Here is a 23,579-nt window from a genome sequence, read left to right on the forward strand (position 1 = left end):
AAGCCTAAAACTTCTTTAATTGTATTGTTATTTATTGTCAGTTTTTTCAGCTTGTAGCTGACTCAATTTATATAGGTAGATGTTCAGTAAAAGGGTTGCGCGGTCAATTTCCTTTTGCTGTGAATACTTTTCAGCGTATTCAATACGACCTAAAAGCGGGAATAACGAGTTACTGTATTCGTACGCCTTTTCAGAGTTCTTATCTACATTCTGTCTAGCTACGTTGGCAAACACCGTTCTTGCGTCTGAGAATCGCTTATAAACATCCATAAACTGGTCTTCTAAATGGGCGCTCTGTGTCAAAAAGTTCTGACGTAGTTGCTGTGCAGAAGACGAATCCGGATAGATCGCGATTAATTCATTGGTCAAGCTATCGAGCTCGCTGACGTTACTTACTTTTGCCGAGTCTAAAAACCAGTTATTCATCATAATATCGACACGATTAATGGCCTGCGTTTTCAATGACTGAGCATATTTTTTATTTTCGTAATCTAACGAGGCGACCAAATTTACAAGTTCATTAAGTGAAGCTTGATTAATTTTTTGTTCCAATGTTCGATAACGTTGTTGCTCGTACATGAAATGTGAACATATCGCAGTAACAATCAAACCAATAACGAAGTAGATCATAAATCGACCAGACTTTGCCGGTGATGCTTTCTCTTGGCTATTTAGGTTGGGTGATGACACCGGTGCTGGAGAGGGAGACACATTCACTTTAATTTCAGGTGCCTTCTGCGTTGCTGCAGGAGCGCTAGTGTTGGCTTGTTTTTTCTCGCGTAACTCAGCCGCAATCTGTTGTTCTTTTATCTGCTCAATCCATTGATTCAAAATACGGCGAATGCGACCTAATGACGGCGCTTCAATACCGTAATGAAGACGAAGCTCTTCCTCAATCCTCAAGCATAATTGATGTGCTGCCTCTATCAATGGAAGCTCTTCTGGTAACGCCCGATGCTTATTAATTCGTTTTTCAGTATGCTCTACCATCCATTCAATAGCGCTCATTCGTGCCTTTGACTTTGAATGCTCTGGATACGCGTTGAACCAATATACGACACACACATCAAGTATTGAGTTTAACCCTTCAACAAGGCCTCTTAAGCCGTCGTTATAGGTTGATGCAACGGTAAAGTAACAGCAACAACGTAGGTCTTTCGCTTGGGTACTCAAGATCTTTTTTGAGAGTGTTTGAACCGTTTTCCACGAGACTCTCCCTGTGACTTTATTCAGGTTATTTATTTGACGTTTAATTTCGTCAAAATCCTCAGAACCATTAGGATTAGAGCCGCTTGGGTTATTTTCATCGATTGGTCTTCGAGCGAAGTCGGTAAAAAACATAAGGAAAGTTCCAACTGATCATATAGAAGTATTAAGTTATATAGGATTTCACTACTGTTATATTAAATTATAAGCAGTGCACATCTGTCGCAATTCTATAGACAAAATAAGCGGATTAGATAATAAAAATTCATTAAAAGAAATTAAATTACTTTTAGTGTGATCTTTGTTCATAATATTAATATCAATAGTTAAGTCTATTTATAAGAAGAAACTTATATATGAAGATGAGAACGTTGATTAAAAAGTAACTAAATTGTTATCGAAGATTACGCTTTGTTCAATTAGCAATCAAATACTGTTACTTCTATTTAAATAGAAAGATTTACTGTCTCGTCACTTAATCTGTAGTCGGTTCTTTAGTTTTTGTTTGTAGGTAAAACAACCAACCTGATAGTTGAAATGTATTAAATTATAGGTGTTTTTTTAGGCTTATTGAAAAAGAGAATATAATTGATATCTTTCGCCTCTAAGTAGAATATCGGTTTTCCTAGAGGGACGAAATGCTAAAACCAAGTCAAATTGGGCTGATTTCAGCCATGTGTCTATTTTCTTCTGTTGCAATGGCAAAAGGGGAGCGATATGGACTCTCTACCAGTATGTTGACTATCGATAGCATTAAATACGATGAAGGTAAAAGTGGTGAGCAGGATACGCTTAGGTTCGGCTTGGTTCATACTCGTCCTATTGATGAAAACAATAACCGTTGGCGTTGGTGGTTAGGGCTAAACTATCTAGCAGAAGATATTGAAGCGCCAGCAAACGGCTTATATCAAGAAGCGACGAACTATGAACTTCGTGTTGTTCCTCAATATGCGTTGACTTCTTGGAGTGTTTTCACGCCATACGTTGGTGCGGGCTTGTCTGTCGGTTACTCGCAATATTCTAATCGCTGGCAAGTAGACCAAGAGGGCTATCGTTATGAGAGTGTTGAAGACATCGACCAGTTTGAGTTAGGTGCGGTTGTGACCCTTGGTACTGCTATAAAGTTAGGCAGTAATCCTGACGCCCATATACAAATTATCCCGCAGGCCTCTTATATCCTTCCGGTTGTAAATGATGGAATTGGTGGGCTTGAACTATCAGTTTCTTTGCTCTTTTGAGGTTCGTAAATGTACTCAAATCAGCTAGTTTTATTTATCTCAAAGTGCCCAGAGGAATACACCGGTGCAAAGCATATTGAAATGCCTGAAAGTGGTGGTTCGATAGGTCGTTCCCCAAGCTGTAGCGTGTCTTTAGTCGATCACAACCGCTTTATATCGGGCACTCATTGTTTGCTCAGCGTGTATGGAGATACCTACTATATAAGTGACGTATCAACTAACGGCACAATGGTAAATGGGAATAAAATACTAAAAAATCAACCCGTTGCGATAGTTGATGGTGACATCATTTCTTTAGGGCAATATGAGATTGGTGTTTCTCTTGAGCACGTTACCTCAACACTAGACATCGCCGCTGATATTGCTCCTGAGCGAGTATCTAGCGATCCTCTGGTTAGTCTAGGAGATGCGGTTGTCGAAGAGGAAGAAAAAGTCGGTGCCTTAGAAGATTTGTTTATGGAGACTAAACAGGATGACATTGATTGTCATGATCCTGTTGCTCACCTTAACTTTTCGATGCAGCGAGATGACGATTACTTAATTCGTGATAATGAGCGTACAGAATCTGAACAACCTAGAACCGTGGAAAGCACGCGTCAGGTGGTCGATGACAGTTTCAGCATATATTCCGAATTCGATCAGCCAAGCCTAATCCCTGAAGACTGGATGGCTGCGGAAACCAAGAGTAACGCATCAGTCAATGATGCATTAGCGCCAGAAAGCGGTAAGGCACATAGAGCCGATATTGCCTCAGCTGAGGTGATGCAACCTGGCACGGTAGCCCCAGATAGCACGATTCAAAGACAACATCGTACGCATAATGTTACTGAGATGGTCGTAGAGCAGGCTAATACAGGGTCAAAATGGGAAGAGATGACCCAATCTTTTACGCCTTCTCCTAACACTAATCAGCAACTTCAAATACCTACGGCAGAGCATGCGATAAACACTACGACGAAAGCACAAGTCGATGCTGATGCGGCCGTTTGCTCTCAAGATATAGCGCAAGCGTTTTTTGATGGTTTGGGTATTCGAAATCCAGAGTTGATGACAAACGAGGCGCAGTTATTCAAGCAAATGGGCACTTGCTTGCGTTTATGTATTGATAACCTACAGAAAGAGTTGCACGAAGTGGAATCGTTAAAAGATGAGCAGAGTGCGAGTGAGGCTAACTCGAACATCGCAGAGCTAATGCTCACTTTGAATAGTCAGCAATTACTGGCTCCAAATGAACTGGTTGAACAAATGCTCGATGAGTTGAACGACCACCAAGTTATGTTTAACAAAGCACTGAATGAGCTCGTTTTAGAACAGTCTGAAACGAACGATCCCGTAGCATTTGCTAACAGGGTCGCTAGCCAGTCTTTGTTCTCAACTAAGTCAAAGCTGTGGGCCGAATACCTAGATTTCTACACTAATAATCGTCGCCTGCTTAATGAAACATCCTTAAAAGGGCTGATTAAGAAAAACTATAACAAAGTGATTAAGGGAAACCATGCGTAGTATCGCCGTATTACTCGGATTTGCCATGTTGTCCGGTTGTTCCATGTGGGATCAATTTAAAGAGTCCACTGGTATCACACCAGAAACTTCGTCGATTGAATTGGTTATTGAGGCATCACCTGTACTCAATGTGAGAAATGGGGGCCAGTCATCTCCAGTTATTCTCCGTCTTCACGAATTAAGTTCGCCAGTATTGTTCCGAAGCTTAGATTTCTTTGCCTTGTTTGAGAGCGATAAAGCGTCATTGGGTGATGAGTACATCAAACGTTACGAATATCAAATACAGCCAGGTGGAAAAGTTCATGAAATGCTAACGCTAGACCCTGACACTCGTGCCGTCGGTTTTTCAGTGGCTTTTCGTGATATTGATGGTTCGTCTTGGCGAAAAGTGGAAGTTATTGAAGAGAAGAGCGAGTACTACATCAAGCTCAAGTTAGAGGGCAGTGAGTTAATTTCTGATAACACTCGCGGCATTGAACAGGTTTACTTTTAAGGGATAGAAACATGTCTTTATACAATCCAGTTGTTTGGCAAGATGGAATGTTCATGAAGCCGCAGCATTTTCAACAACTCGATCGTTCGCAAAGTAAACTATCGAGCCTACTGAGTGCCAATGCATCGCCTTTGCATTGGGGAATTAAACGTTTAGAAATCAACTCTCAGTTACTAGCACTGGGTAAAATCGGTATTACTCGTGCTGAAGGTATTTTACAAGACCGGACACCATTTGAGCTTCCGTTGCTTGCCGAGCTGCCTGAAGTGAAAGATGTAGATCCTTCTATTGCCGATAAAGTCGTTTATTTGTGCTGTCCGTTACCATCGGAACGTTCTGAGTTGTTTGGTACCAAAAAAGACGGTGCGCGCTATACGATGGAATCTCAAGAAGCGGTTGACGCTTGTTATGATTCGGAAGACATGGCAAATATCGTCGTCGGTAAGCTTAACTTTTGCTTAATGTACGATCATGAAGATAAGAGTGCTTACACGTCTATTCCGATCTTAAAGATCTCAGAAGTGAAGCCTGATGGCAGCGTGATCTTAGATGATAGTTTCATTCCTACCTGTATCGATATTCATGCGTCGACAGTACTGAGTAAATTTGCGACCGAGTTTGCTTCTATGTTGAAGCATCGCGCGGAATCGATAGTTCAGCGATTAGGGGTGGTGGATCAACAAGGTGTATCATCGGTTTCTGACTTTATGCTATTGCAAGCGCTCAACCGATACGAACCCTTGTTTTGGCATTTCGCCAGCACAGAAGCTGTGCATCCTGAGTCTTTGTATCGAATTCTTCTTCAGGCAGAAGGTGAGCTTTCGACGCTGTGCTCAACGACACGCCGACCTATTGAGTTTACGAAGTACAATCATGGTGATCTTACTAGCTGTCTTTCTCGCGTCCTAGACAGTGCGAAAATGACATTGAGCGTGATGTCTGAGCAAAGAGCAATTCCACTGACCTTAAAAGATCAGAACTATGGCATCAGAACGGCAGCAATCCCTGACAATAAGATCATCGATACGACGACCTTTATCCTCGCAGTTAAAGCTGACGTGACCTTGGATGTCCTGCATACCCAGTTTGTCAGCCAAACGAAGATCGGTTCTATCGATAACATACGTGACTTGATTAACCTTCAACTGCCTGGGATTGAGATCAAACCAATGCCAGTTGTGCCACGCGCGCTGCCGTATCACGCTGGCTACACCTATTTCGAGCTCGATAAAACGGGCGAAGAGTGGATGGCATTGAAGAACACTGCTGCGATTGCGATTCACGTTGCGGGCGATTTCGCTAACTTATCATTGCAACTTTGGGCCGTTCGTCTATGAGTTACGCAGAAACCGACGTCACCGTAGTCTTATTCCAACCAGAGCCTGGCAAACCAATGGAGGTAATGCCAGCGCCTGACTTGTCGAGAAACATAGCAGTACAAGATCTATCTATCGATAACATGGGTATTAACCCGCTAGTGGACCAGTTCTCATGGTTGATCGCCAGTCTGTCTTGTATGTCTTCGATCCCTTGGCTTGATGACCCGATGCCATTTCGTGAACAAGTGGCACGTGAGATTCGAAAAGGTGAACGAAAACTTAATGAAATGGAGCTCGATCGTGCTTCGGTTCTTGTTATTCGTTACTGCTTGTGTGCGGCGATTGATGAATCTGTTTGTCGGCAAGAATGGGGAGCAAATAGTCACTGGAGCCAGAACAGCTTACTGTCTGAATTCCATAACGAAACATCTGGTGGTGACAAGTTTTTCGTTATTCTCGACCGCTTAAAAGCCGACCCTCGCAAATACCGTCACGTTATAGAGTTTCTCTATTTATTGCTTCAACTTGGTTTCCAAGGCAAGTACGGCCGTGAAGAGCGTGGTAACGAAAAGTTAGCGGAAATTGGCAGCACCATTTATCGATTAGTGCGAGATGACCGCCTAGCAGAACAAGAAAAAGTTTCTTTAATCAACCTTAAAGCTAAATATCTAAAGAAGCCGTTAAAAAGGGTAATTTCACCCAAGCTGATCTTAAGTCTTAGTGCGATGACGTTTGCGCTTATGTATGCGGCAACCTACATCGTCATAGACTTAAAATTTCAGCAACTGCTTGAAATGTATAGATAACCAGAGATCTAAAATGAGATCTTCTGCCAGTTTTAGGGCTTATTGTGAATATCACTGGTCTTTTAGTGAAATTCACTAGTTATTTAGAGAGATTGCAGTTTGCGATCTCTTTTATCATTCAATCAATAAAATTCAAATGGATTGGTTATGGGCGTAACAGTTGGTGCGAATGGACTTTCGATAGTTCATAAAGGCTCAGGTGGTGAAGCGAATGCAACGCTCCCAGATGTTTGTTTAACTAAGGTCGGCAAACCAGTCGTCCCTATCCCTTATGGCAACAATGCTAAATCAGCAGACCTTGCTGGTGGGACTACGACAGTCTCTATGGATGGCGGTAACAGTGTCGCTATCAAGGGCAGTACGTTCTCAAAAAGTACCGGCGATGCGGGCGGTGATAGAAAAGGCGTTGCCTCAGGCACGATAGAAGCCGAAGCAAAATTCATTTCAGCCTCACCAACGGTTAAATTTGAAGGTAAGGGCGTATGTCGTCTGTCCGATCAAATGACCATGAACAAAGCCAACACTATGTGTTTGGGTGGCGCACAAAACCCATCGGTTTCTGTGACTGAAGAGCAGGAAGGGACGTATACGCTGGATATAGAATGCAAATATCCAAATGGGCTCCCTTACTCTAATGCACAATTTTCTTTAGTCGAGCCTTCAGGTGCTGTCATTGGGAGTGGAGTGCTGGATTCTAGCGGAAAAGCATCTGTTAATGGTCTCGCTCTAAAAGAATGCAGGTTAGTGCTCAGCGAAACTCAAGACTCTTACACCCCGAACCAATCTTTAGCTGAAAATATTGTGACGGAAACTTACCCTGATCCGAATGATTTTTGTACGTTTGTCGCAGGTCGCCGCTCGCCATTTTGGGAAGATCGTGTTGGGGTTGCTAATGACTGGGGGATATTGATGTCCCCATCCTTCAGTGATGATGACTTTAAAGATATTGTGTTAGAGCAAAGCCGTATATCGTCTCCTTATGCGATTAGTCAAAATCACTCTAAAGATTTTTCTGATGCTTATGTTTCGGCACTTTATCACATCCAAACTGATACTACTGCGCTAGAGAAATATGAACCTTTAGTTGAACTGCTCTTGGAGCAAGTGCACGAAAATGGCGATATATTGAGAGTCTTATATCAAGCTGATGTGTTTGAGCCTCCCTATGAATTATTAGCGAAGCTTCGCTTTTTAGGGACTGGGAATACTGTGAAGTATTTGCAGTTTGTTTTATGGACGTTGATAAACAATCAAATCTGTTCATACATCGATGAGCTAAACAGTGAAATCATCGGTCGTTTAGATTTCATACAAAGCCAAGCTTCTGCAAGATCGTTGAGTTCTGTTGAAGAGGGTATAAACGGTTATAAAAAAGCACTTAACCACTTCAAACAAGCACTTCCTGACGTCATTAGCCAAATTTTTGAAACCAAAAATGACACCCTAATTTCTATATCGGCAATGGCCCTTGGGAGTACCGTTAACATAGCGAGCCAATCTAGCTTTGCTACTAATTTAGGTAGGGTTAATGCGGTGGTGTACACGAAGTCAAACAACTTGAACCGCCCATCATTTGTCACTTTTGACGATAACTTTTCTGACTAGGACATTTAAATCATGGATGCAGTTTTTCCGATAGCGCAACGAGAAGGTGACGCTTACTACACGCTCAGTGATTTTACGAAATTGTTTGATCAAGCTAAGAGCGGTCGTTATTTAATAGGACAAGGGTACGGTTGGCATAGTGGCGTTCACTTAACATCAAAAATGTTACCGTGGGGGAAAGGGCTCAGACCTATTCAAGCGATGCTTGATGGAAAAATAGTGGCATTTCGCATAAATCCTGATTACCTAACCTCAACGTACCAAGAGCAAGAGTTTAAGTATAGTAATAACTTTGTGCTTATCGAGCATGAGGCTGTAAACCCCGAAGATAGTGAAGATGTATTTAAGTTCTATACACTTTATATGCACCTTGCGCCACCTTCAGATATTGGCGCCAATTCATCTATAACCACGCGTTACCGTTTACAAGAAGCGAGAAATGTACGCACTTTCAAACATAGTGATGTGCCTACTAATTCTGGTGAAAAAAAACAGTCGATGTCTAAAGGAACATTACTTGAATACCTGTACGCAGAAGAGAAGGAGACCCATCCATACCAGATCGACAAAAATACCTACAAAATGATAAAGTGCCGTGTGGTAGAGAATAGTGAATCGGCAAGTGGTAGCGAAAAAGCACTGTTAAACAAGATTGTTTGGTTTGCTTCGGGTCTCAATAGTGACTTTGACATTTTAGAAGATTCCTCTGCTGTCCTATCAGAACCAGTTTTAGAACCTAAATGGATGTCGGACAAGGCGGCAATGATTAGGGACGGTAGTGTGGTTTCTTTACTCCCACTCCTATTTAGAGAGGGGATAAAGGTTTCAGCTGGGGAAGATATCGGCTACATGGGACTGCACGAATATAGCAACGATGCAATAGGAACTAAGAAAGACGATAATCGTGTGCATATCGAGATGTTCTCTTATGAGGAGCCGCCCGAATTTTTCAAAAAACAGATTTCTCCCAAAAATGCGGAAAAAAATCCACTCGTTGTTCTCGATGGGGCCGATAGTAGCGGTGCCGTTGATATGAGTAATTCGTTTATTCAGCAATTACTTGAATCTGTGACAGAAGATCAAGTAACGGACTTCTCCTCGTTCACTGCTCGCGATGCCAAAGTATACTTAGACGGTAAGCGTAAACACTTTGAGCGATTTATTGTGAAACATCCTACAGATTGGCATACAGCGTCGTCACAAAGTCTTTATGAATCAATCCATCAGACTGCGAAGGAAGCTCTAGATATTAAGTGCTCCGCTGGTTTTGTGACTATAGAGGACTACCGTAACTCCCCATGGCGCGATCAAGTGATGGATAGCTTTGATCTTTTCTCGCAATTCGAACTGGAAAGAGCAGATAAGTTCTCATGGATGCAAGATTTACAAGGTGATTTGCAACGAAGCGATGATAAGAGCCTTTGGCATTATTGGCCTTTTGTAGGAAATCACACCCAAAGTAAATGTTTCTGTAATCGTGATATTTCCAAGAGTTTTTTACTTGAAGTCTTAGGTGGAAAAGAAACTATTTTTGAGAACTCTCATTATGACAGTATGAGAAATGTTTCTTTAGAAGAGTTATTAAATAGCTTGAATGACATGTTTAGGACGTATGAAATCGATGATTGTTTGAATAAAATCCACTTTCTGTCTCAAGCATTTCAAGAAAGTGATTTTTTCAAAACGACGGAAGAGTACTATTATAACGGGAAATATCCAGAGAAATGGAATAAGTACAGAGGTGGTGCATTCTATCATGGACGTGGTTTATTACAGATAACACATATAGAAAACTATGCTAAATACTTTGGTGTGAATACTAAAGATCTTACAAAAGAAATGGTAGAAAGCGTTGCTAAAGATTTACACACGGCAGTAGATTCTTCAGGGTGGTTTTGGGTAAAAGGTAGTGCTTGGGGAGATATTCGTCCATTCGCTACCAAGAATGATCTATTTCGTGTAACGATCTCAGTAAATGGTGGTTACAATCATTTGTTAGAGAGAAAAAATAACTTATTAAAACTTTCAAAGTTGATTAATTGTAATTCAATATCCGATAACTATGACTTTAGTAAGTTTTATCTTAAGGATAGTTCAATGATCAATAAAAATTACTATAAAAGAAGTAAGAGTGTACATCACAAGCTGGAGTTAATGATAAATGAATAAAATGATTACATTTAGTTTAATCTTTTTATCAACATATTCTTTTGCGGAAAGCAGTATTACGCAAGAACAAAAATTCACAGAGGCTGAGGGGCCTTTTTGTCAATATTCTCTAAAAGCAAATGGAACTTCATATGATTTTAGCTTTTTTGACTCATGTGGCACAAGCGATTTAATTAAATTGAATGAAGAGCTTTATTTGGTTGACTTGACTAATGGTAATATAAATAGCGAAGCATACTTTATTTTTGACACAGAAAAAAAAGAAGTTCCAAAAGAGATTGGTAGTTTGAACCTTAGTTATGACATTTACGATTATGGTTTTGATATTATCGATCATACATTATTGGACAGAGATAATGGTAAAATAATAAAAAACGCTAATAATAATTATACTGGCGTGTTGTCTTACATTTTCCAGAGAGATAATTTTAATATGAACATACCTAAAGATAGGATTTTGTATTGGAATAGAAATGGAGAAGAGAATTATTGTTCTTCTACAATAGTTTTTTCTGCTAATTATGACGAACATAGGCGAGATGTTTGCTGGAATAGTTTTTCATCAAGATATGAATATGTTGAGATTATTGAAGGTAGAGTAAGTTTAAGGATAAAGGGAGAGTTTGATGGAAGGCAGTTTAAGTTTGATAATAATGGTGAAGAACTGACGATTAATCCATATAATGGAAAGTATAGTACTAACAAAACCAACGAAAAATTCCCTGATGAAGACTATTTTAATATAAAGTGAATATATTGTTTTTATTTTTAATGTAGTTGAAATGCTTAAATTCAATGAAATTTATAAATCAATTGTGATGGTCGGGTTTTCATTTATTGTGTCGTTTTCAAATTTTGTAAGTGCAAGCTGCAACCAAAATTCTGTCATATTTACGTGTGATTTAGAAAATAAAGGTGGCAGTTTGAAAGCTTGCTTTAATCAAGCTGAGAATTCGATGTACTTCGTTGTTGACGAAAATGGGTTGAAAACAGTTTATGCCCCACGAAAGGGGAAGAGTTTAGATAACTATAAATGGATAGATATTTCTCTTGAAGAACCTGAATTCATTCCTTTGAAATTTGAAGTAAATGAAAACAAGAATGCGTACTTTTCATTGACTAGAGGTGGTGGACGGTTGAGTGTCGTTGCTAGCTTCGTTGACATGATTGAAGATGAAAATGCTGTTGAGTACTACTGTGAATTGGGAACTGAAACAGCTCTGGATCCCAACGTTAGATTAAAAATAAAACACGTAAAGCCTAATGAGTTTGAAGCTTGGGGTTAAATAGCAATAGATTCCGGTGAGAGCCTAAATAAAATTCATTGTAATAAAAAGTTAGCTTTTCTAGAAAATCTACTCGAGACGTTTGGATAAGAAATGTTCAGATAAAAAGCGCCGAAAGGCGCTTTTTATTTTCTTTAAAATAAAGTATGGTCTCCCTCCTTTTAAAATGGTAAGTGTTGAATAATTCAACAGTGGTTAGGTAAATGAATAAAATAACTAAACTCGCTTTGGCTTTGTCCGTATTGACATCTGTTGTTGGGTGTCAACTGGTCTCAAATACGCCGATGCAATCGACAGCAACGAAGGAAATAATTGAAAAAGCAAAGACAGAGTTTGATGGACAACGTTTTTATAAGTTGAATGAATATGATGAAGAAATCAACGTTTCAGATGACGGGGTCATTACCTTCAAGTCTTACTTACCACGCAGCGGCGGCTATGAATGGGTACCAATTGTTATACGCGATACTAGTTTTCGTGTTTCTTGCGATTATTTCAGTGAATATGTTGAAGCTGGAATGGTTGTTCAGGTTCAGTTTGTAGGTAAACGCGGGCGCATTGAAAATTACGACAAGCAACGTTGTGAAGAGTTTGGCGAGCCAACATGGCAATAAGATCTATGGATAATTAAAGCGCCGACAGGCGCTTTTTATTTACGTTTTAGTTAACCGTTAGAAAAGATGTAGACCAATCTTCGGAAGATTAGGCAAGCAATGCGTAGTATCTGGTCACAAGTTGGTATGAACTTGCCTTTTAGAAAACGCTAATAAAATCGCTAAACAGCTACATGCTAATAGAACGACACCTAAGTTTTGTGCTGTTCCAGCCATCGCTAATCCCGTCCCGATCATGATGTAGTACATGAGCCCAAATAAAGCGCCTGCGCTACCTACCTGTTGTTTATAATCAACGAGTGCGTCACTGAGTATATTGGGTATCGCAATCCCATAAGACATGACGACTAACACCATTGGAGCAACAAACCAGATTGATTGGCTCAGAATCAACACACCGACTGATCCCAAACTAAGCAATACTGCTGAGAGCCAAAGTAGTTGGCTTTTTCGAACATTTTTAGACACTAGGGATTTGTTTAAATAACTCCCAAGCAGAGTGCCTAACCCCAGTACCATGCCACTGTATCCAAATTGTTCGGAGTTATACCCAAGTGCTGAGAAAGTAAATGCGCCAAGCTGGTAATAAGAAAATAGAGCAATGTTATACAAAGCAACCAATAATCCTGAGCGCCAAATTCGCGCGTCTCTTACCATTTTCCAGCTAAGTTGATGCAACCGTACTGGTGTCTGTTCCTTCTGTGTTTCAGGAAGCTTAATAACGTTATAAGCGAGCAATACTAACGCGATTAAAAACAAGGCAAAAAACACATAACGGTATCCACCAAGCGCTGTAAGCTGCCCGCCTAATAGCATGCCAACTACCGGGCTGATTGATATACCCATCCCCATTAAGCTAAAGACTTTACTCAGTTCTTGACCGTCAAACGCGTCACGAAGCATGGTCTGTGTGACAACGGATCCTACCGCGATACCAAATGTGCTTAGGGCTCGCGCGGCCATGACAACAGCAAAGCTTTCGGTTTGAGTTGCGAGTAAAGATGCGCAGCCATAGATAAAGAGCCCAATAAGCATGGTGGGCCTTCTTCCCAGTTTATCTGCGAGAACTCCCCAAACTACAACGCCAATGGCAAAAGCTAGGAAGTAAATCGACAATGTTTGGGCTGCTTGTGCGTGGTTTACATCAAATGATAGAGCGATTGAGCTCAACGCTGGGCTATAGATGGTTTCTACAATTTGCGGAAACATCAACATAACCAGCATGAGCCATAAAGAGGGCTTAGTATTCATATTGTTACCCATCGTTAATGAAGTTGGCGGGCAGTATAAATGAGGCTATGATTGATCTAATAACAACATAAAAACCAAATACATCAACATTCGGACAAAATGGCGCTTATTAACGAAAAAACACAATTTGATGCAGACAAAATTTCTAATTGTGTAGTGGGAATTGCTGCGGATATTGGCAAGCACGACTCAGGTATGCATCAGCACAAAAAAGGGCAGTTATTGTACGCACCTCAAGGTTGTATGAGTTTTGCTCTGGAAGACTCGATTTGTATTTTGCCACCGACAAAGGCGGTTTGGATCCCACCTAATACGCCGCATCGCGCACTAATGACGAATGTGGTGGCGTATCGATCTTTGTATTTTGATTGTGAGGAGTTTGCCTGTCCGAGTAAGATCACGATGATAGAAGTGAATAATTTACTCCAAGCTCTTATTGATAAAATGTCATTTTGGGAGTGGGATAAGCCTAGCAGCGAGATGGTAAATACGACGGCGCTTTTTTGGGAGGAGTTTTATGCTGCGAAACGTTATTCGTTTCAGTTGCCTTTGCCATCGCATCGGCGCTTAACAACGTTTCGTCGAGAGTTGGTTGAACCTTCATTTCTAGCTCCTTCGCTTACTACTCTTGCAAGCAAAGTTGGGGCAAGCACCAAGACGGTAACACGATTATTTAAGTCGGAAACGGGAATGAACTATCAAGATTGGCGGCAACAGTGGAGGCTTTTAAAAGCAGTTGAATTGTTATCAACGGGCATGCCAGTCAGCGCAGTTGCCGATTGGCTGGAGTTTTCGTCAGACAGTGCTTTTATTGCATTTTTCAAAAAGCAAACTGGACAAACACCTCTGACGTTTATGAAAACCAAGCCTTAAGCGTCAAAATGCTCACACTCTTTCTAGAACAAACCCCAGGTTCACAGGCTCAGCCTATAAAGCATACATAGACAGGTACCAACGTGCAGGTTACTTGTCTTTACTCTGCAGTTTGCGAAAGTATTGCGTAGTAAAATCAACAAAGGCTCGGATGCGTTTTGGTTGATGTCGGTCGTGATGATAAAGGAGTGAAAATTCCACACTCGGAATGCTCCAATTGGTAAACACTTCTTTTAGCTTGCCTGTCTGGAGTTCTTGTTGGCAATAAAGTGCTGGCACACGGATGATGCCATTTCCCGCCAAGGCTGCTTTTATCATTACTCTGCCACTCTTACATCGTAACTGTCCACGTATCTGGTGTTCCGTTGACTGCTTTGTATTCGTGTTCTCAAATGCCCACCGTGTCACACTACCTGTCAAACAAACGTGTTTTTCTAAGTCCTTTGGATGCGAAGGATAGCCATATGTTTCTAAATAGTTTGGGCTTGCGTATGTCCCCATTTTCACATCGATCAGTTTGCGAGCGATAAAGTTGGAGTCGTCTAACTTTCCCATTCGAAAAGCGATATCGAATTCATCCGCGATTAAATCGACACGATGGCTACTAAAATCTAAGTTAATGCTCACTTGTGGGTGTTGGATTAGAAATTGAGCAACGATATCTGCGACAACGTCTTCTCCTAAATAGCCCCCGACACAGTTGATACGAATGTCACCTCTTAAGTCTTCTACATCATCAACCACTGCCATAACAGCTTGATCAATATTGTGAAGGGCAGTTTCACACTGTTTATACAGAACCTTGCCTGCTTCGGTGAGGTTCAGTGTTCGAGTGGTCCTTTGTAGCAAAGTGACACCAATCTGTTGTTCCAGATTTGTTATTTGACGTGAAACGTGTGAGCGAGAAACGCCAAGTTGCTCTGCTGCTTTCGTGAAGTTTCCTAGTTGAGCGATTAGGACGAAAGAGCGAATATCCGCAAGGTTGATGTGTGTTTGCATGATGACTTCTTCATAATTCAAAAAAGTATTGTTGCAGTATAACAACAGTGTTTCAACTAGGTCGGTATATATCAACAAACAAAGTTTTCTTAAACTTACCGCCACTGATGTAAACCGTTCGATTAAGGATTCAAAATGAAAAAGTTAATTGTTATTACAGGCGCTAGTTCAGGCATTGGTGAAGCGATTGCACGTCACTTCAGTGACCAGGGCCATGCTCTTCTTTTGTTAGCAAGACGTGTAGAACGTTTGGAAGCATTAAACTTACCAAATACGCTTTGTGAAAAGGTAGATGTGACCGACAAAGCTTCTTTCGAGGCTGCAATAGAGAAAGCTGAAGCGTTGTATGGTCCGGTAGATGCACTTGTAAATAACGCAGGCGTTATGCTTCTCGGTCAGATAGATACTCAGGAAGCATCGGAGTGGAAGCGCATGTTTGATGTGAACGTAATTGGCTTGCTCAATGGCATGCAGTCCGTCCTAGCACCGATGAAAGCACGTAACAGTGGTACGATCATTAACATCAGCTCTATTGCGGGCAAGAAAACATTCCCTGATCATGCTGCTTATTGCGGTACCAAATTTGCGGTTCATGCTATTTCTGAAAACGTACGTGAAGAAGTTGCGTCATCAAATGTTCGCGTTACCACGATTGCACCTGGTGCAGTGGAAACGGAATTACTTTCACATACAACGTCTCAAGATATTAAAGATGGTTATGACGCCTGGAAGGTGGATATGGGCGGCGTGTTGGCAGCAGACGACATTGCACGAGCAGTGCTGTTTGCTTATCAGCAACCGCAAGGTGTATGTGTTCGTGAAATTGCTTTGGCACCGACAAAACAACAACCTTAACATCGAGTTACGGCGATTTTAGGTCACTAAAGCCGTAAAACTTTGCATATCGATTCGTGATTGAGATGGCATCTTTAAACTAAGTTGCGTGAAAATTTAGGTCATCCATTTAAATCCGGACACTAAGTGTGTTATTGCTTATACCCAAGTTACTCAAGGTGAGAAAAAACTTTGAGTAATTTGGGTTTTTATTTGGTCTCAACTTTAGGTAGCGGAATTTATTTAGGTCGAAGGCGATAGTTGTGAAGAAAGGAGAGTGTGACGTAAAACAAAATGAAGCAATATCCGTCTCTTAATGAGAATTGATTTCATCAACGTCACAAGCCGTTACAATTATCCGTTAGGTATTATACTTTGTGGGTGGTTAATATTTAACCAAACAAGGAGGTGTGTATGAAACGATTCGCAAACATACTTTTTGCAACACAAGGATTGCCAGGCCATAGTGACGCCCTCGAACAAGCGATGAGGATTGCATCTAGCAACAAAGTGCCTGTCTCAGGGCTAATAGCGTGTCCTGATTTCCCAACAGACATGATCCAGTATCAGCAAAGTTATGAGCAATCGCTGCAAGACTCCCTCAAACAAAGTATTCACGAATACAGACAGAAGCTGGGACTCTCTGAAGAGGATCTCGCATTTCCTCTTACTGTGAAAAGCAGTGAAAAGCCCGCTGTCTGTATTATTCAAGAAGCATTAGCTGATAACAAAGATCTCATCATCAAAGAAGCTGAACCGCTCGGTGAAGGTGCTGAGGGTTTCAAAGCTATTGATATGACTCTGTTACGAAAATGCCCTTGTCCGCTTTGGTTGCACCGACCAATTGATAAGCCAAGAGATAAACGCCGTGTTGCTGTGGCTATCGACCCATTAACGGCAAGCGATGAACAGCACTCATTAGCCGTGCGTTTACTCGAATTATCGCGTTCGATAGCCGACACCTGCGATAGTCGTTTACACGTGATTTCTTGCTGGGAGTATTACTTAGAAAACTACCTTAATGGTAACGCTTGGATTCAAGTCGATGATGCTGAGTTGAAACATGAACTCGACAAAGCAAAAGCCGATCATAAACAAGCTCTGCAACAGCTGTTGGAGGAGTCTGGGATTACAGGTGAAATTGTGATTCACCACCTGCATGGAAAACCCGACGAAAAGATTCCAGATTACGTAGAGAGTATTGAGGTAGACGTGCTGGTAATGGGAACCTTAGCGAGAACTGGTATATCTGGCTATGTCATTGGTAATACGGCTGAAAATATTTTGCAATCGATTAACTGTAGTTTGGTCGCTCTTAAGCCCGATGGTTTTGTCTCACCGATTCAGTAATTGGGGTGTAACAAAGTTGGGTTTAAGTGATGTTTTAGGTAAAGGAGGGAGATGGATCTCTAGAACATGGAATTATCAATGTATCAATAAGTTATCAGAGGAGAGTGACATGAAAAACCTATGCCCGAAATGCCACACAGAAATGATAGAACGTTCGAATGTTTATGTTTGTCCGAGAAATGATATCGGTGACTGCACCTACGATGCATTCGAGTTAGCTGATGACGATAATCCATATACATTCAGCCAAGAACACGTAAGTAGTGACCTACGTTCTTATGCCGTAGCAGACAGCAAATAGCGGTTTGTATCGGCGTTCCTCTAAGTAGCACTCAGTGATTACTGTTTGCTACTTTTCCCTTGGTTTCATGATCGTTTTTGAAGCGCTTGGGCTAAAACAATACAGTGGAGTTTGTCATTTACGCCGGATAGGGCGTATCTTCTTATAATAACGAATGGGCTGCGATGTTGAATAACATAACGGGTAAAGAAAACCTGCCGAAAAACCTAGATAATCAGTTGGTCTTACTGATTTTCCCTGCGCTGCCAGTTTTAATCTTCTCTTTTCTCTTCTATATCTATACTCCTGTAGGCGTGAGCTGGAATGCGGAATGGATACCAAGCCTCGATATCAACCTTAGCTTTAGATTAGATGGTCTTTCATTTCTTTTTGCGGGACTGATCAGTGGGATTGGCGCACTGATTCAAATCTACGCTTTGGCTTATTTACGAGAAAGTGATAGCCGGTTTTCCTTTCATTTGTATCTAACCCTATTCATGCTTGCCATGCTAGGGATTGTGATGAGCGATAACATTCTGTTGTTATTTGTTTTCTGGGAACTCACCACCATCACTTCTTACTTACTGATCGGGTTTAATCACGAAAATAAAACGTCTCGGAAAAACGCCTTGCAGTCGCTGATTGTTACCGGTGCTGGTGGACTAGCGTTGCTAGCTGGTCTTATCTTGCTGGGAGCAATGGCTGGGAGTTATGAGCTAAATACCATTATCGAGCAGGCAGACACTATTGCGCAGCATGAATGGTTTATCCCATCTCTAGTGCTCATACTACTCGGTGCATTTACTAAATCTGCGCAATTCCCGTTTCATTTTTGGCTACCTAACGCGATGGCAGCTCCCACTCCGGTCAGTGCGTATTTACACTCGGCAACAATGGTAAAGGCAGGCATTTACCTATTAGCACGTTTATCGCCAGTTTATGCCCACAGCGAGATCTGGTTTTATGCTTTAGTCATCACTGGGAGTATCACGGCCATTTGGTGCACATTTGTCGCATTAAAACAAACTGACTTGAAGCTGATGCTAGCCTACAGCACGAATGTTGCTTTGGGTAAATTAACATTATTACTAGGTATGGGCACAGATTTGGCTGTTAGTGCAGTATTGATGTTTATTCTCGCTCACTCTTTCTATAAAGCTGCGCTGTTTATGGTGGTGGGTAATATCGACAAAGCGACAGGAACACGAGATATTGATCAATTGTACGGTCTGAAGTCAGTTCTCGTCATCAGCATGGTTGCGGGGAGTTTGGCTGCATTGTCTAAAGCGGGGTTCCCGCCGTTGTTAGGCTTTTTGAGCAAAGAATACATGTACAAGTCCGCAGTAGAGCTCAATAACTGGATCGCCTTTGTACTATTAATCGTGAATATACTGATGGTCGCGCTAACCATTATGCTTATTGCGAGACCATTCTTTGCTCGCCGTGATCTCGTGCCGATTGAAACTAAACCAGTTGAGACAAAAAAAGCCATGTGGATCTCGCCTTTGCTCTTGGCACTTGGCAGTCTCCTGGTCCCGTTATTCGGTTTAAATTGGTTAGATCGCAATATTATTTTTCCGGGCTCTGCTGACATTCTGCCCACAGCAGCTCTTAAAGAGACATCACTATGGCATGGCGTGAATGTACCGTTAGTGTTAAGCGTTATTACGCTAGCGTTGGGGTATGTGGTGTACCGTGTTTATCCAGCTGTGTCTGCATTTTTTCAGCGGTTACATCTATTCGTCCCCAAAGCGGAGAATATTTTTGAACGACTATTAGATGGCATGATGACAGTGGCGAAGTGGCAAACGGCGCGGTTACAGCAAAAGAAATTGAGTCGCTATGTCCTATTATTTTTCACGGTACTTGCCGTTGCGTTACTGAGTCAGGTAGCGCTTATTCCTCTGCCTTTGGTTGGCGAACTTTCAAGTGTCACTTTCTATGAGATTGGTATTGCCTTATTGTTGATTGGTGCTGCGCTCGTATGTACGTTGTCCCACGCAAGACTTCTTGCGATTTCTGCGCTTGGTATGATTGGCTTCATGACCACGCTTGTTTTTATGATTTATAGCGCCCCGGACGTTGCGAAGACTTTACTGTTAGTGGAAACATTAATGGTGGTCTTTCTTGCATTGTTAATGCGTCATATGCCGCGTCTAGCCACCGTGCCCAAGCATTCAATAAAACGTAAAGTAGCGAATATTTGCATAGCAGGTGTGATAGGTGTTTCGGTTACTTTACTTTTGTTAGGAATCACGTCTCAGCCGATGGACTCTTCGGTGTCAGATTTCTTTGCAGAAAACAGTGTCCCGGGTGGACATGGGCGAAACATTGTTAACGTTATTCTGGTCGACTTTCGCGCATTTGATACATTGGGAGAAGTTGTCGTCGTTGTTATTGCTGGGATTGCGGCAGTGAGTTTGCTTAAGACAAGAGCGAAAAAGCAAAATCGTATCCAATCATTAATTTTTGCAACCACGGCACACATTGTTTCGGCACTCATGCTCGTATTTTCAGTGTATCTGTTGTTACGTGGTCATAATGAACCGGGTGGTGGCTTTATTGGTGCGTTGATTGCCGTTATTGGTTTATCACTTCTCATGTTCGCGGAATCACCGAAATACGTTCGTTCTAGGTTGTATTTCAAACCGTTTCTCATTGCGTTATCTGGCATCGCATTGAGCTTAGTTTCTGGTGCTTTGAGCTTTGCGTTTGATAAACCGTTTTTGACCGGACTGTGGTGGAAGGATGTTATACCCCTAGGGACGCCATTGGTTTTTGATGTTGGTGTTTACCTTGCCGTTATAGGTGGCGTGATGGGTATGCTGCTTCGTATTAATGAGGAGCTAGAGTGATGGAAATAGTCTGGAGTGTTGTCGTTGGAGTATTTGTCGCAACAGGTGTTTATTTAATGCTTGAAAAGCATATCTTGCGCCTTTTGTTCGGCATCATGTTACTCAGTAGTGCGGTTAACCTTGCTATTTTTACCGCTGGGAGGCTGACGCCCGGAGAGCCGCCATTGATTGGCGATAATGCTCTTTTACCACCAGATAGCGCGGCAAATCCTTTACCTCAAGCGCTTATCTTAACTGCGATAGTCATCGGTTTTGGACTACTTATTTTTGCTTTAATGCTGTTCTATCGAGCTTATAAAGACACTGGAACTGCAAACGTCGATGAAATGCAACGTTCTGAGGAGGGTCAATGAGTTCGATTTTGCTTACGTTACCGGTAGTTCTCTCGCTGAGTACGGCGTTGATTATCTTCTTCGTCCGTCGCTCAACAAAAAGTGTTGAGTGGTTGAGCGGTGTAAGTGCGATTTCGAACCTTTTCGTTGCGGGCTTTCTCACAGAAAACATCATAAATAATGGTATTCAAGCCGTTGCTTTTGGTCAGTGGAGTGCGCCATTTGGTATCGTGTTTGTCGCAGATTACCTCAGCGTTGCTATGGTGATGATCACGGCGGTGATTGGTGCGATATGTGTTTTCTACGCGATGGCGGACCTTCACCGAAAGCCCTCCTATAGCAATTACCATGCGTTAATGCACATGTTGCTTGCTGGCGTTTATGGCGCTTTCCTGACTGGAGATATTTTTAATCTGTATGTTTGGTTTGAGGTCATGCTCATTTCATCATTTGGTTTAATGGTGTTAGATGCAACGAAAACTCAAGTTGATGGTGCAGTAAAGTACGTGATGTTGAACCTGATTTCGACGCTGGTATTTTTGCTTGCTATCGGCTTGTTGTATGGCGCAACGGGCACCTTGAACTTGGCCGATCTCTACACCAAAGTAGGGGAAAATGAATTGAGCATCAACATGATGCTGTCCGCGCTATTTTTGTTTGCCTTTTCTATTAAAGCGGCACTCTTTCCTTTATTTGCTTGGTTGCCAGCTTCTTATCACACGTTACCAAGCGGTGTGGTGGCACTGTTTGCCGCGTTGCTTACTAAAGTCGGTGTATACGCGTTGATAAGAGTCTTTACCTTGGTATTTCCGCTCGCCGAGAGTGGTTGGCAACCGACGTTAATTTGGGTCGCAGGGCTAACCATGTTAACGGGCGTTTTAGGAGCGGCTAGCCAATTCGACATTAAGAAAATTCTTTCTTTTCATATTATTAGCCAAATAGGCTATATGATCATGGGGTTGGCTATTTACACTCCCTTAGCTTTAGCCGGTGCCATTTTCTACATTGTTCATCACATCATTGTAAAAGCGAATTTGTTCTTAATAGGTGGATTCATCGAGCGCAAATATGGCTCTAGTCAACTTGAACATTTGGGTGGGGTATACAAAGCTATGCCTTGGTTAGCGTTCTTGTTTCTTGTCCCTGCGTTTTCTCTGGCCGGTTTTCCACCGCTATCGGGTTTCTGGGGAAAGCTATTGGTCATCAAGTCGAGCATACAGGCTGAATATTACTGGTTAGCAGGTACCGCGTTATTGGTGGGGTTGCTTACCGTCTACTCGATGACGAAAATTTGGAGTGAGGCATTTTGGAAAAAGCCATTTAGAGAGAAGCCAGAACAGACTCTGCAGGCCAAAGTACATTGGTTGTACTGCGTTCCAATTATTGTATTGACAACGTTGACGCTAATCATTGGCTTAGTGGCGGAGCCTTTTTATCAATTTTCCGTTCAAGCTGCAGAACAACTGTTAAATCCGACTGAATACATCAGAGTGGTGTTAGGAGGAAATACATGATCTATCTATTCCTCAATTTTTTCTTAGCGTTAGCGTGGATGATGCTTAATGGCAGCTATTCGAGTCTGAATTTTGTTGTCGGATTTACGGTCGGCTTTTTTGCTTTAAGGTTGAGTCAACCATTTGGATTGAAAACGAGCTATTTTCAACGTTTTGCATCTGCATTGAAGTTATTGGTGTACTTCGCTTATGAAATGGTTATATCGGTTGCGAAAGTGGTGTGGGACGTCGTGACACCTACTCATTTGAGTCAGCCTGATATCGTTTATGTCCCTCTGGAGGTCGATTCTGACCTAGAAATCACATTACTGGCGAACATGGTTTCTTTAACACCGGGTACGCTTAGTTTGGATGTTACGGCTGATAAAAAGTATCTTATCGTTCATGCCATGTTTGCACCTGAACATGAAGAGGTTATTCGCGGAATTAAAGATGGGTTAGAGCATCGAATTTTGGAGGTGACGCGTGGATAGTTGGCTGCAAATAACGGTCACTTTTGCCTATTCTGGGCTACTACTCAGCTTTGTTATGGCTTTTGCTCGTTTAATTCTAGGACCAACGCTAGCTGATCGAGTTGTGGCGTTAGATCTGATTTCATTTATCACTATCGGATTTATTACGGTTTACACCTTAGACAGCGGTGAGGACGCTCTGTTAGACATCGCCATTACATTAGGTTTGGTCGCATTTCTCGGCACGATCGCATTTGCACGTTTGATCGTTAAAAGAAAGGAGAAAGAATAATGGACGTGTTGATTGGACTATTTTTATGCTTAGGAACATTGTTGACCTTGGTTGCAAGTCTAGGTGTCCTGAGGCTTCCTGATTTGTATACCCGAATGCATGCAGCGACCAAAGCTGGAACTGTCGGAGTGAGCTGCTTGTTATTAGCGGTCGCTTTCTCACTCCCTGAAGTTACCGTGATCTCTCGGGTTATCGGTACGATGTTGTTTATCGTTCTCACTGCGCCAGTCGCCTCCCACCTGCTCGGCAGAGCAATGCGAGAGGTCGGATATAAGATTTGGCGCAATGATTAACCATTAGCGTCGAAT

General features: G+C 41.9%; 22 protein-coding genes and 1 pseudogene. 20 read left to right on the forward strand and 3 right to left on the reverse strand.

Annotated features, from left to right (window positions below):
* Window positions 1–27: 27 nt before the first annotated feature.
* Window positions 28–1,341: a type VI secretion system ImpA family N-terminal domain-containing protein gene (locus R8N46_RS06005; protein WP_005386112.1), complete on the reverse strand. Its 1,314-nt coding sequence runs from the start codon at window positions 1,339–1,341 to the stop codon at window positions 28–30.
* 503 nt (window positions 1,342–1,844) lie between these two features.
* On the opposite strand from R8N46_RS06005, the gene R8N46_RS06010 reads away from it, so the two are divergent.
* From R8N46_RS06010 to R8N46_RS06055, 10 genes and pseudogenes are all read left to right on the forward strand, one after another.
* Window positions 1,845–2,444 carry a hypothetical protein gene (locus R8N46_RS06010; RefSeq protein WP_017633753.1) on the forward strand — a complete coding sequence of 200 codons (600 nt, stop codon included), beginning with the start codon at window positions 1,845–1,847 and terminating at the stop codon, window positions 2,442–2,444.
* 9 nt (window positions 2,445–2,453) lie between these two features.
* Window positions 2,454–3,947: a type VI secretion system-associated FHA domain protein gene (locus tag R8N46_RS06015; protein WP_115386565.1), complete on the forward strand. Its 1,494-nt coding sequence runs from the start codon at window positions 2,454–2,456 to the stop codon at window positions 3,945–3,947.
* On the forward strand, window positions 3,940–4,440 hold the full coding sequence (gene tssJ, locus R8N46_RS06020; protein WP_005386118.1) for a type VI secretion system lipoprotein TssJ: 501 nt from the start codon (window positions 3,940–3,942) through the stop codon (window positions 4,438–4,440). The genes R8N46_RS06015 and tssJ overlap by 8 nt, the downstream gene beginning before the upstream one ends.
* An 11-nt stretch (window positions 4,441–4,451) precedes the next feature.
* Window positions 4,452–5,777, forward strand: coding sequence for a type VI secretion system baseplate subunit TssK (gene tssK, locus R8N46_RS06025; protein ID WP_005373357.1), 1,326 nt, complete (start codon window positions 4,452–4,454; stop codon window positions 5,775–5,777).
* Window positions 5,774–6,565 carry a type IVB secretion system protein IcmH/DotU gene (gene icmH, locus R8N46_RS06030; RefSeq protein ID WP_005373354.1) on the forward strand — a complete coding sequence of 264 codons (792 nt, stop codon included), beginning with the start codon at window positions 5,774–5,776 and terminating at the stop codon, window positions 6,563–6,565. Before tssK ends, icmH begins: the two co-directional genes overlap by 4 nt.
* A gap of 147 nt (window positions 6,566–6,712) precedes the next feature.
* Window positions 6,713–7,280, forward strand: a pseudogene (locus R8N46_RS25740) (DUF4150 domain-containing protein); the annotation flags it as partial.
* Window positions 7,281–8,182: 902 nt separating this feature from the next.
* Window positions 8,183–10,339 carry a hypothetical protein gene (locus tag R8N46_RS06040; RefSeq protein ID WP_213972217.1) on the forward strand — a complete coding sequence of 719 codons (2,157 nt, stop codon included), beginning with the start codon at window positions 8,183–8,185 and terminating at the stop codon, window positions 10,337–10,339.
* The gene (locus R8N46_RS06045) at window positions 10,332–11,090 is read left to right on the forward strand and encodes a hypothetical protein (protein WP_005373345.1); all 759 of its coding nucleotides are present in this window, start codon (window positions 10,332–10,334) and stop codon (window positions 11,088–11,090) included. The genes R8N46_RS06040 and R8N46_RS06045 overlap by 8 nt, the downstream gene beginning before the upstream one ends.
* Window positions 11,091–11,121: 31 nt before the next feature.
* Entirely contained in the window at window positions 11,122–11,625 is a 504-nt protein-coding gene (locus R8N46_RS06050; RefSeq protein WP_005373343.1) for a hypothetical protein, read from the forward strand.
* Between the two features lie 203 nt (window positions 11,626–11,828).
* Complete coding sequence (locus tag R8N46_RS06055) at window positions 11,829–12,239, forward strand: hypothetical protein (RefSeq protein ID WP_005373341.1); 411 nt, start codon at window positions 11,829–11,831, stop codon at window positions 12,237–12,239.
* A 114-nt stretch (window positions 12,240–12,353) separates the two neighbouring features.
* On the opposite strand, the gene R8N46_RS06060 is transcribed toward R8N46_RS06055, so the two are convergent.
* Window positions 12,354–13,490, reverse strand: a complete 1,137-nt coding sequence (locus tag R8N46_RS06060; protein WP_318098320.1) for a multidrug effflux MFS transporter — start codon at window positions 13,488–13,490, stop codon at window positions 12,354–12,356.
* 99 nt (window positions 13,491–13,589) lie between these two features.
* Here R8N46_RS06060 and R8N46_RS06065 point away from each other — a divergent pair, with 99 nt between their 5' ends.
* Entirely contained in the window at window positions 13,590–14,363 is a 774-nt protein-coding gene (locus R8N46_RS06065; RefSeq protein ID WP_064376645.1) for an AraC family transcriptional regulator, read from the forward strand.
* Window positions 14,364–14,453: 90 nt separating this feature from the next.
* On the opposite strand, the gene R8N46_RS06070 is transcribed toward R8N46_RS06065, so the two are convergent.
* Window positions 14,454–15,362 carry a LysR family transcriptional regulator gene (locus tag R8N46_RS06070; protein ID WP_213972216.1) on the reverse strand — a complete coding sequence of 303 codons (909 nt, stop codon included), beginning with the start codon at window positions 15,360–15,362 and terminating at the stop codon, window positions 14,454–14,456.
* A gap of 135 nt (window positions 15,363–15,497) precedes the next feature.
* On the opposite strand from R8N46_RS06070, the gene R8N46_RS06075 reads away from it, so the two are divergent.
* The 9 genes from R8N46_RS06075 to mnhG all read left to right on the forward strand — a co-directional run bounded on the left by R8N46_RS06075 (window position 15,498) and on the right by mnhG (window position 23,564).
* Window positions 15,498–16,217 (forward strand): SDR family oxidoreductase, encoded by a 720-nt coding sequence (locus R8N46_RS06075; RefSeq protein ID WP_053307575.1) that lies wholly within the window; start codon window positions 15,498–15,500, stop codon window positions 16,215–16,217.
* A gap of 393 nt (window positions 16,218–16,610) precedes the next feature.
* The gene (locus tag R8N46_RS06080; RefSeq protein ID WP_005373330.1) at window positions 16,611–17,546 is read left to right on the forward strand and encodes a universal stress protein; all 936 of its coding nucleotides are present in this window, start codon (window positions 16,611–16,613) and stop codon (window positions 17,544–17,546) included.
* Between the two features lie 109 nt (window positions 17,547–17,655).
* Entirely contained in the window at window positions 17,656–17,847 is a 192-nt protein-coding gene (locus R8N46_RS06085) for a hypothetical protein (protein WP_005373328.1), read from the forward strand.
* Between the two features lie 164 nt (window positions 17,848–18,011).
* Window positions 18,012–20,681 (forward strand): hydrogen gas-evolving membrane-bound hydrogenase subunit E, encoded by a 2,670-nt coding sequence (gene mbhE, locus R8N46_RS06090; protein ID WP_213907001.1) that lies wholly within the window; start codon window positions 18,012–18,014, stop codon window positions 20,679–20,681.
* Complete coding sequence (locus R8N46_RS06095) at window positions 20,681–21,034, forward strand: Na+/H+ antiporter subunit C (protein ID WP_169572761.1); 354 nt, start codon at window positions 20,681–20,683, stop codon at window positions 21,032–21,034. Before mbhE ends, R8N46_RS06095 begins: the two co-directional genes overlap by 1 nt.
* On the forward strand, window positions 21,031–22,527 hold the full coding sequence (locus R8N46_RS06100; protein WP_085569114.1) for a Na+/H+ antiporter subunit D: 1,497 nt from the start codon (window positions 21,031–21,033) through the stop codon (window positions 22,525–22,527). Before R8N46_RS06095 ends, R8N46_RS06100 begins: the two co-directional genes overlap by 4 nt.
* Entirely contained in the window at window positions 22,524–23,000 is a 477-nt protein-coding gene (locus R8N46_RS06105; protein WP_005373320.1) for a Na+/H+ antiporter subunit E, read from the forward strand. Before R8N46_RS06100 ends, R8N46_RS06105 begins: the two co-directional genes overlap by 4 nt.
* Window positions 22,993–23,271: a cation:proton antiporter gene (locus R8N46_RS06110; protein WP_005373317.1), complete on the forward strand. Its 279-nt coding sequence runs from the start codon at window positions 22,993–22,995 to the stop codon at window positions 23,269–23,271. Before R8N46_RS06105 ends, R8N46_RS06110 begins: the two co-directional genes overlap by 8 nt.
* The gene (gene mnhG, locus R8N46_RS06115; RefSeq protein WP_005373314.1) at window positions 23,271–23,564 is read left to right on the forward strand and encodes a monovalent cation/H(+) antiporter subunit G; all 294 of its coding nucleotides are present in this window, start codon (window positions 23,271–23,273) and stop codon (window positions 23,562–23,564) included. The genes R8N46_RS06110 and mnhG overlap by 1 nt, the downstream gene beginning before the upstream one ends.
* Window positions 23,565–23,579 lie beyond the last annotated feature (15 nt).

It is taken from the genome of Vibrio sp. 1874 (genome assembly GCF_033344395.1).
GTDB classification, from domain to species: Bacteria; Pseudomonadota; Gammaproteobacteria; order Enterobacterales; family Vibrionaceae; genus Vibrio; species Vibrio alginolyticus.

What these genes read in the sequence shown, in the direction of transcription:
- R8N46_RS06075 (WP_053307575.1), top strand. Translation starts at nt 15,498, where the DNA reads ATGAAAAAGTTAATTGTTATTACAGGCGCTAGTTCAGGCATTGGTGAA.
- R8N46_RS06010 (WP_017633753.1), top strand. Translation starts at nt 1,845, where the DNA reads ATGCTAAAACCAAGTCAAATTGGGCTGATTTCAGCCATGTGTCTATTT.
- tssJ (WP_005386118.1), top strand. Translation starts at nt 3,940, where the DNA reads ATGCGTAGTATCGCCGTATTACTCGGATTTGCCATGTTGTCCGGTTGT.
- R8N46_RS06080 (WP_005373330.1), top strand. Translation starts at nt 16,611, where the DNA reads ATGAAACGATTCGCAAACATACTTTTTGCAACACAAGGATTGCCAGGC.
- R8N46_RS06045 (WP_005373345.1), top strand. Translation starts at nt 10,332, where the DNA reads ATGAATAAAATGATTACATTTAGTTTAATCTTTTTATCAACATATTCT.
- R8N46_RS06100 (WP_085569114.1), top strand. Translation starts at nt 21,031, where the DNA reads ATGAGTTCGATTTTGCTTACGTTACCGGTAGTTCTCTCGCTGAGTACG.
- mnhG (WP_005373314.1), top strand. Translation starts at nt 23,271, where the DNA reads ATGGACGTGTTGATTGGACTATTTTTATGCTTAGGAACATTGTTGACC.
- tssK (WP_005373357.1), top strand. Translation starts at nt 4,452, where the DNA reads ATGTCTTTATACAATCCAGTTGTTTGGCAAGATGGAATGTTCATGAAG.
- R8N46_RS06005 (WP_005386112.1), bottom strand. Translation starts at nt 1,341, where the DNA reads ATGTTTTTTACCGACTTCGCTCGAAGACCAATCGATGAAAATAACCCA.
- R8N46_RS06070 (WP_213972216.1), bottom strand. Translation starts at nt 15,362, where the DNA reads ATGCAAACACACATCAACCTTGCGGATATTCGCTCTTTCGTCCTAATC.
- icmH (WP_005373354.1), top strand. Translation starts at nt 5,774, where the DNA reads ATGAGTTACGCAGAAACCGACGTCACCGTAGTCTTATTCCAACCAGAG.
- R8N46_RS06060 (WP_318098320.1), bottom strand. Translation starts at nt 13,490, where the DNA reads ATGAATACTAAGCCCTCTTTATGGCTCATGCTGGTTATGTTGATGTTT.
- R8N46_RS06065 (WP_064376645.1), top strand. Translation starts at nt 13,590, where the DNA reads ATGGCGCTTATTAACGAAAAAACACAATTTGATGCAGACAAAATTTCT.
- R8N46_RS06015 (WP_115386565.1), top strand. Translation starts at nt 2,454, where the DNA reads ATGTACTCAAATCAGCTAGTTTTATTTATCTCAAAGTGCCCAGAGGAA.
- R8N46_RS06085 (WP_005373328.1), top strand. Translation starts at nt 17,656, where the DNA reads ATGAAAAACCTATGCCCGAAATGCCACACAGAAATGATAGAACGTTCG.
- R8N46_RS06040 (WP_213972217.1), top strand. Translation starts at nt 8,183, where the DNA reads ATGGATGCAGTTTTTCCGATAGCGCAACGAGAAGGTGACGCTTACTAC.
- R8N46_RS06095 (WP_169572761.1), top strand. Translation starts at nt 20,681, where the DNA reads ATGGAAATAGTCTGGAGTGTTGTCGTTGGAGTATTTGTCGCAACAGGT.
- mbhE (WP_213907001.1), top strand. Translation starts at nt 18,012, where the DNA reads ATGTTGAATAACATAACGGGTAAAGAAAACCTGCCGAAAAACCTAGAT.
- R8N46_RS06050 (WP_005373343.1), top strand. Translation starts at nt 11,122, where the DNA reads ATGCTTAAATTCAATGAAATTTATAAATCAATTGTGATGGTCGGGTTT.
- R8N46_RS06105 (WP_005373320.1), top strand. Translation starts at nt 22,524, where the DNA reads ATGATCTATCTATTCCTCAATTTTTTCTTAGCGTTAGCGTGGATGATG.
- R8N46_RS06055 (WP_005373341.1), top strand. Translation starts at nt 11,829, where the DNA reads ATGAATAAAATAACTAAACTCGCTTTGGCTTTGTCCGTATTGACATCT.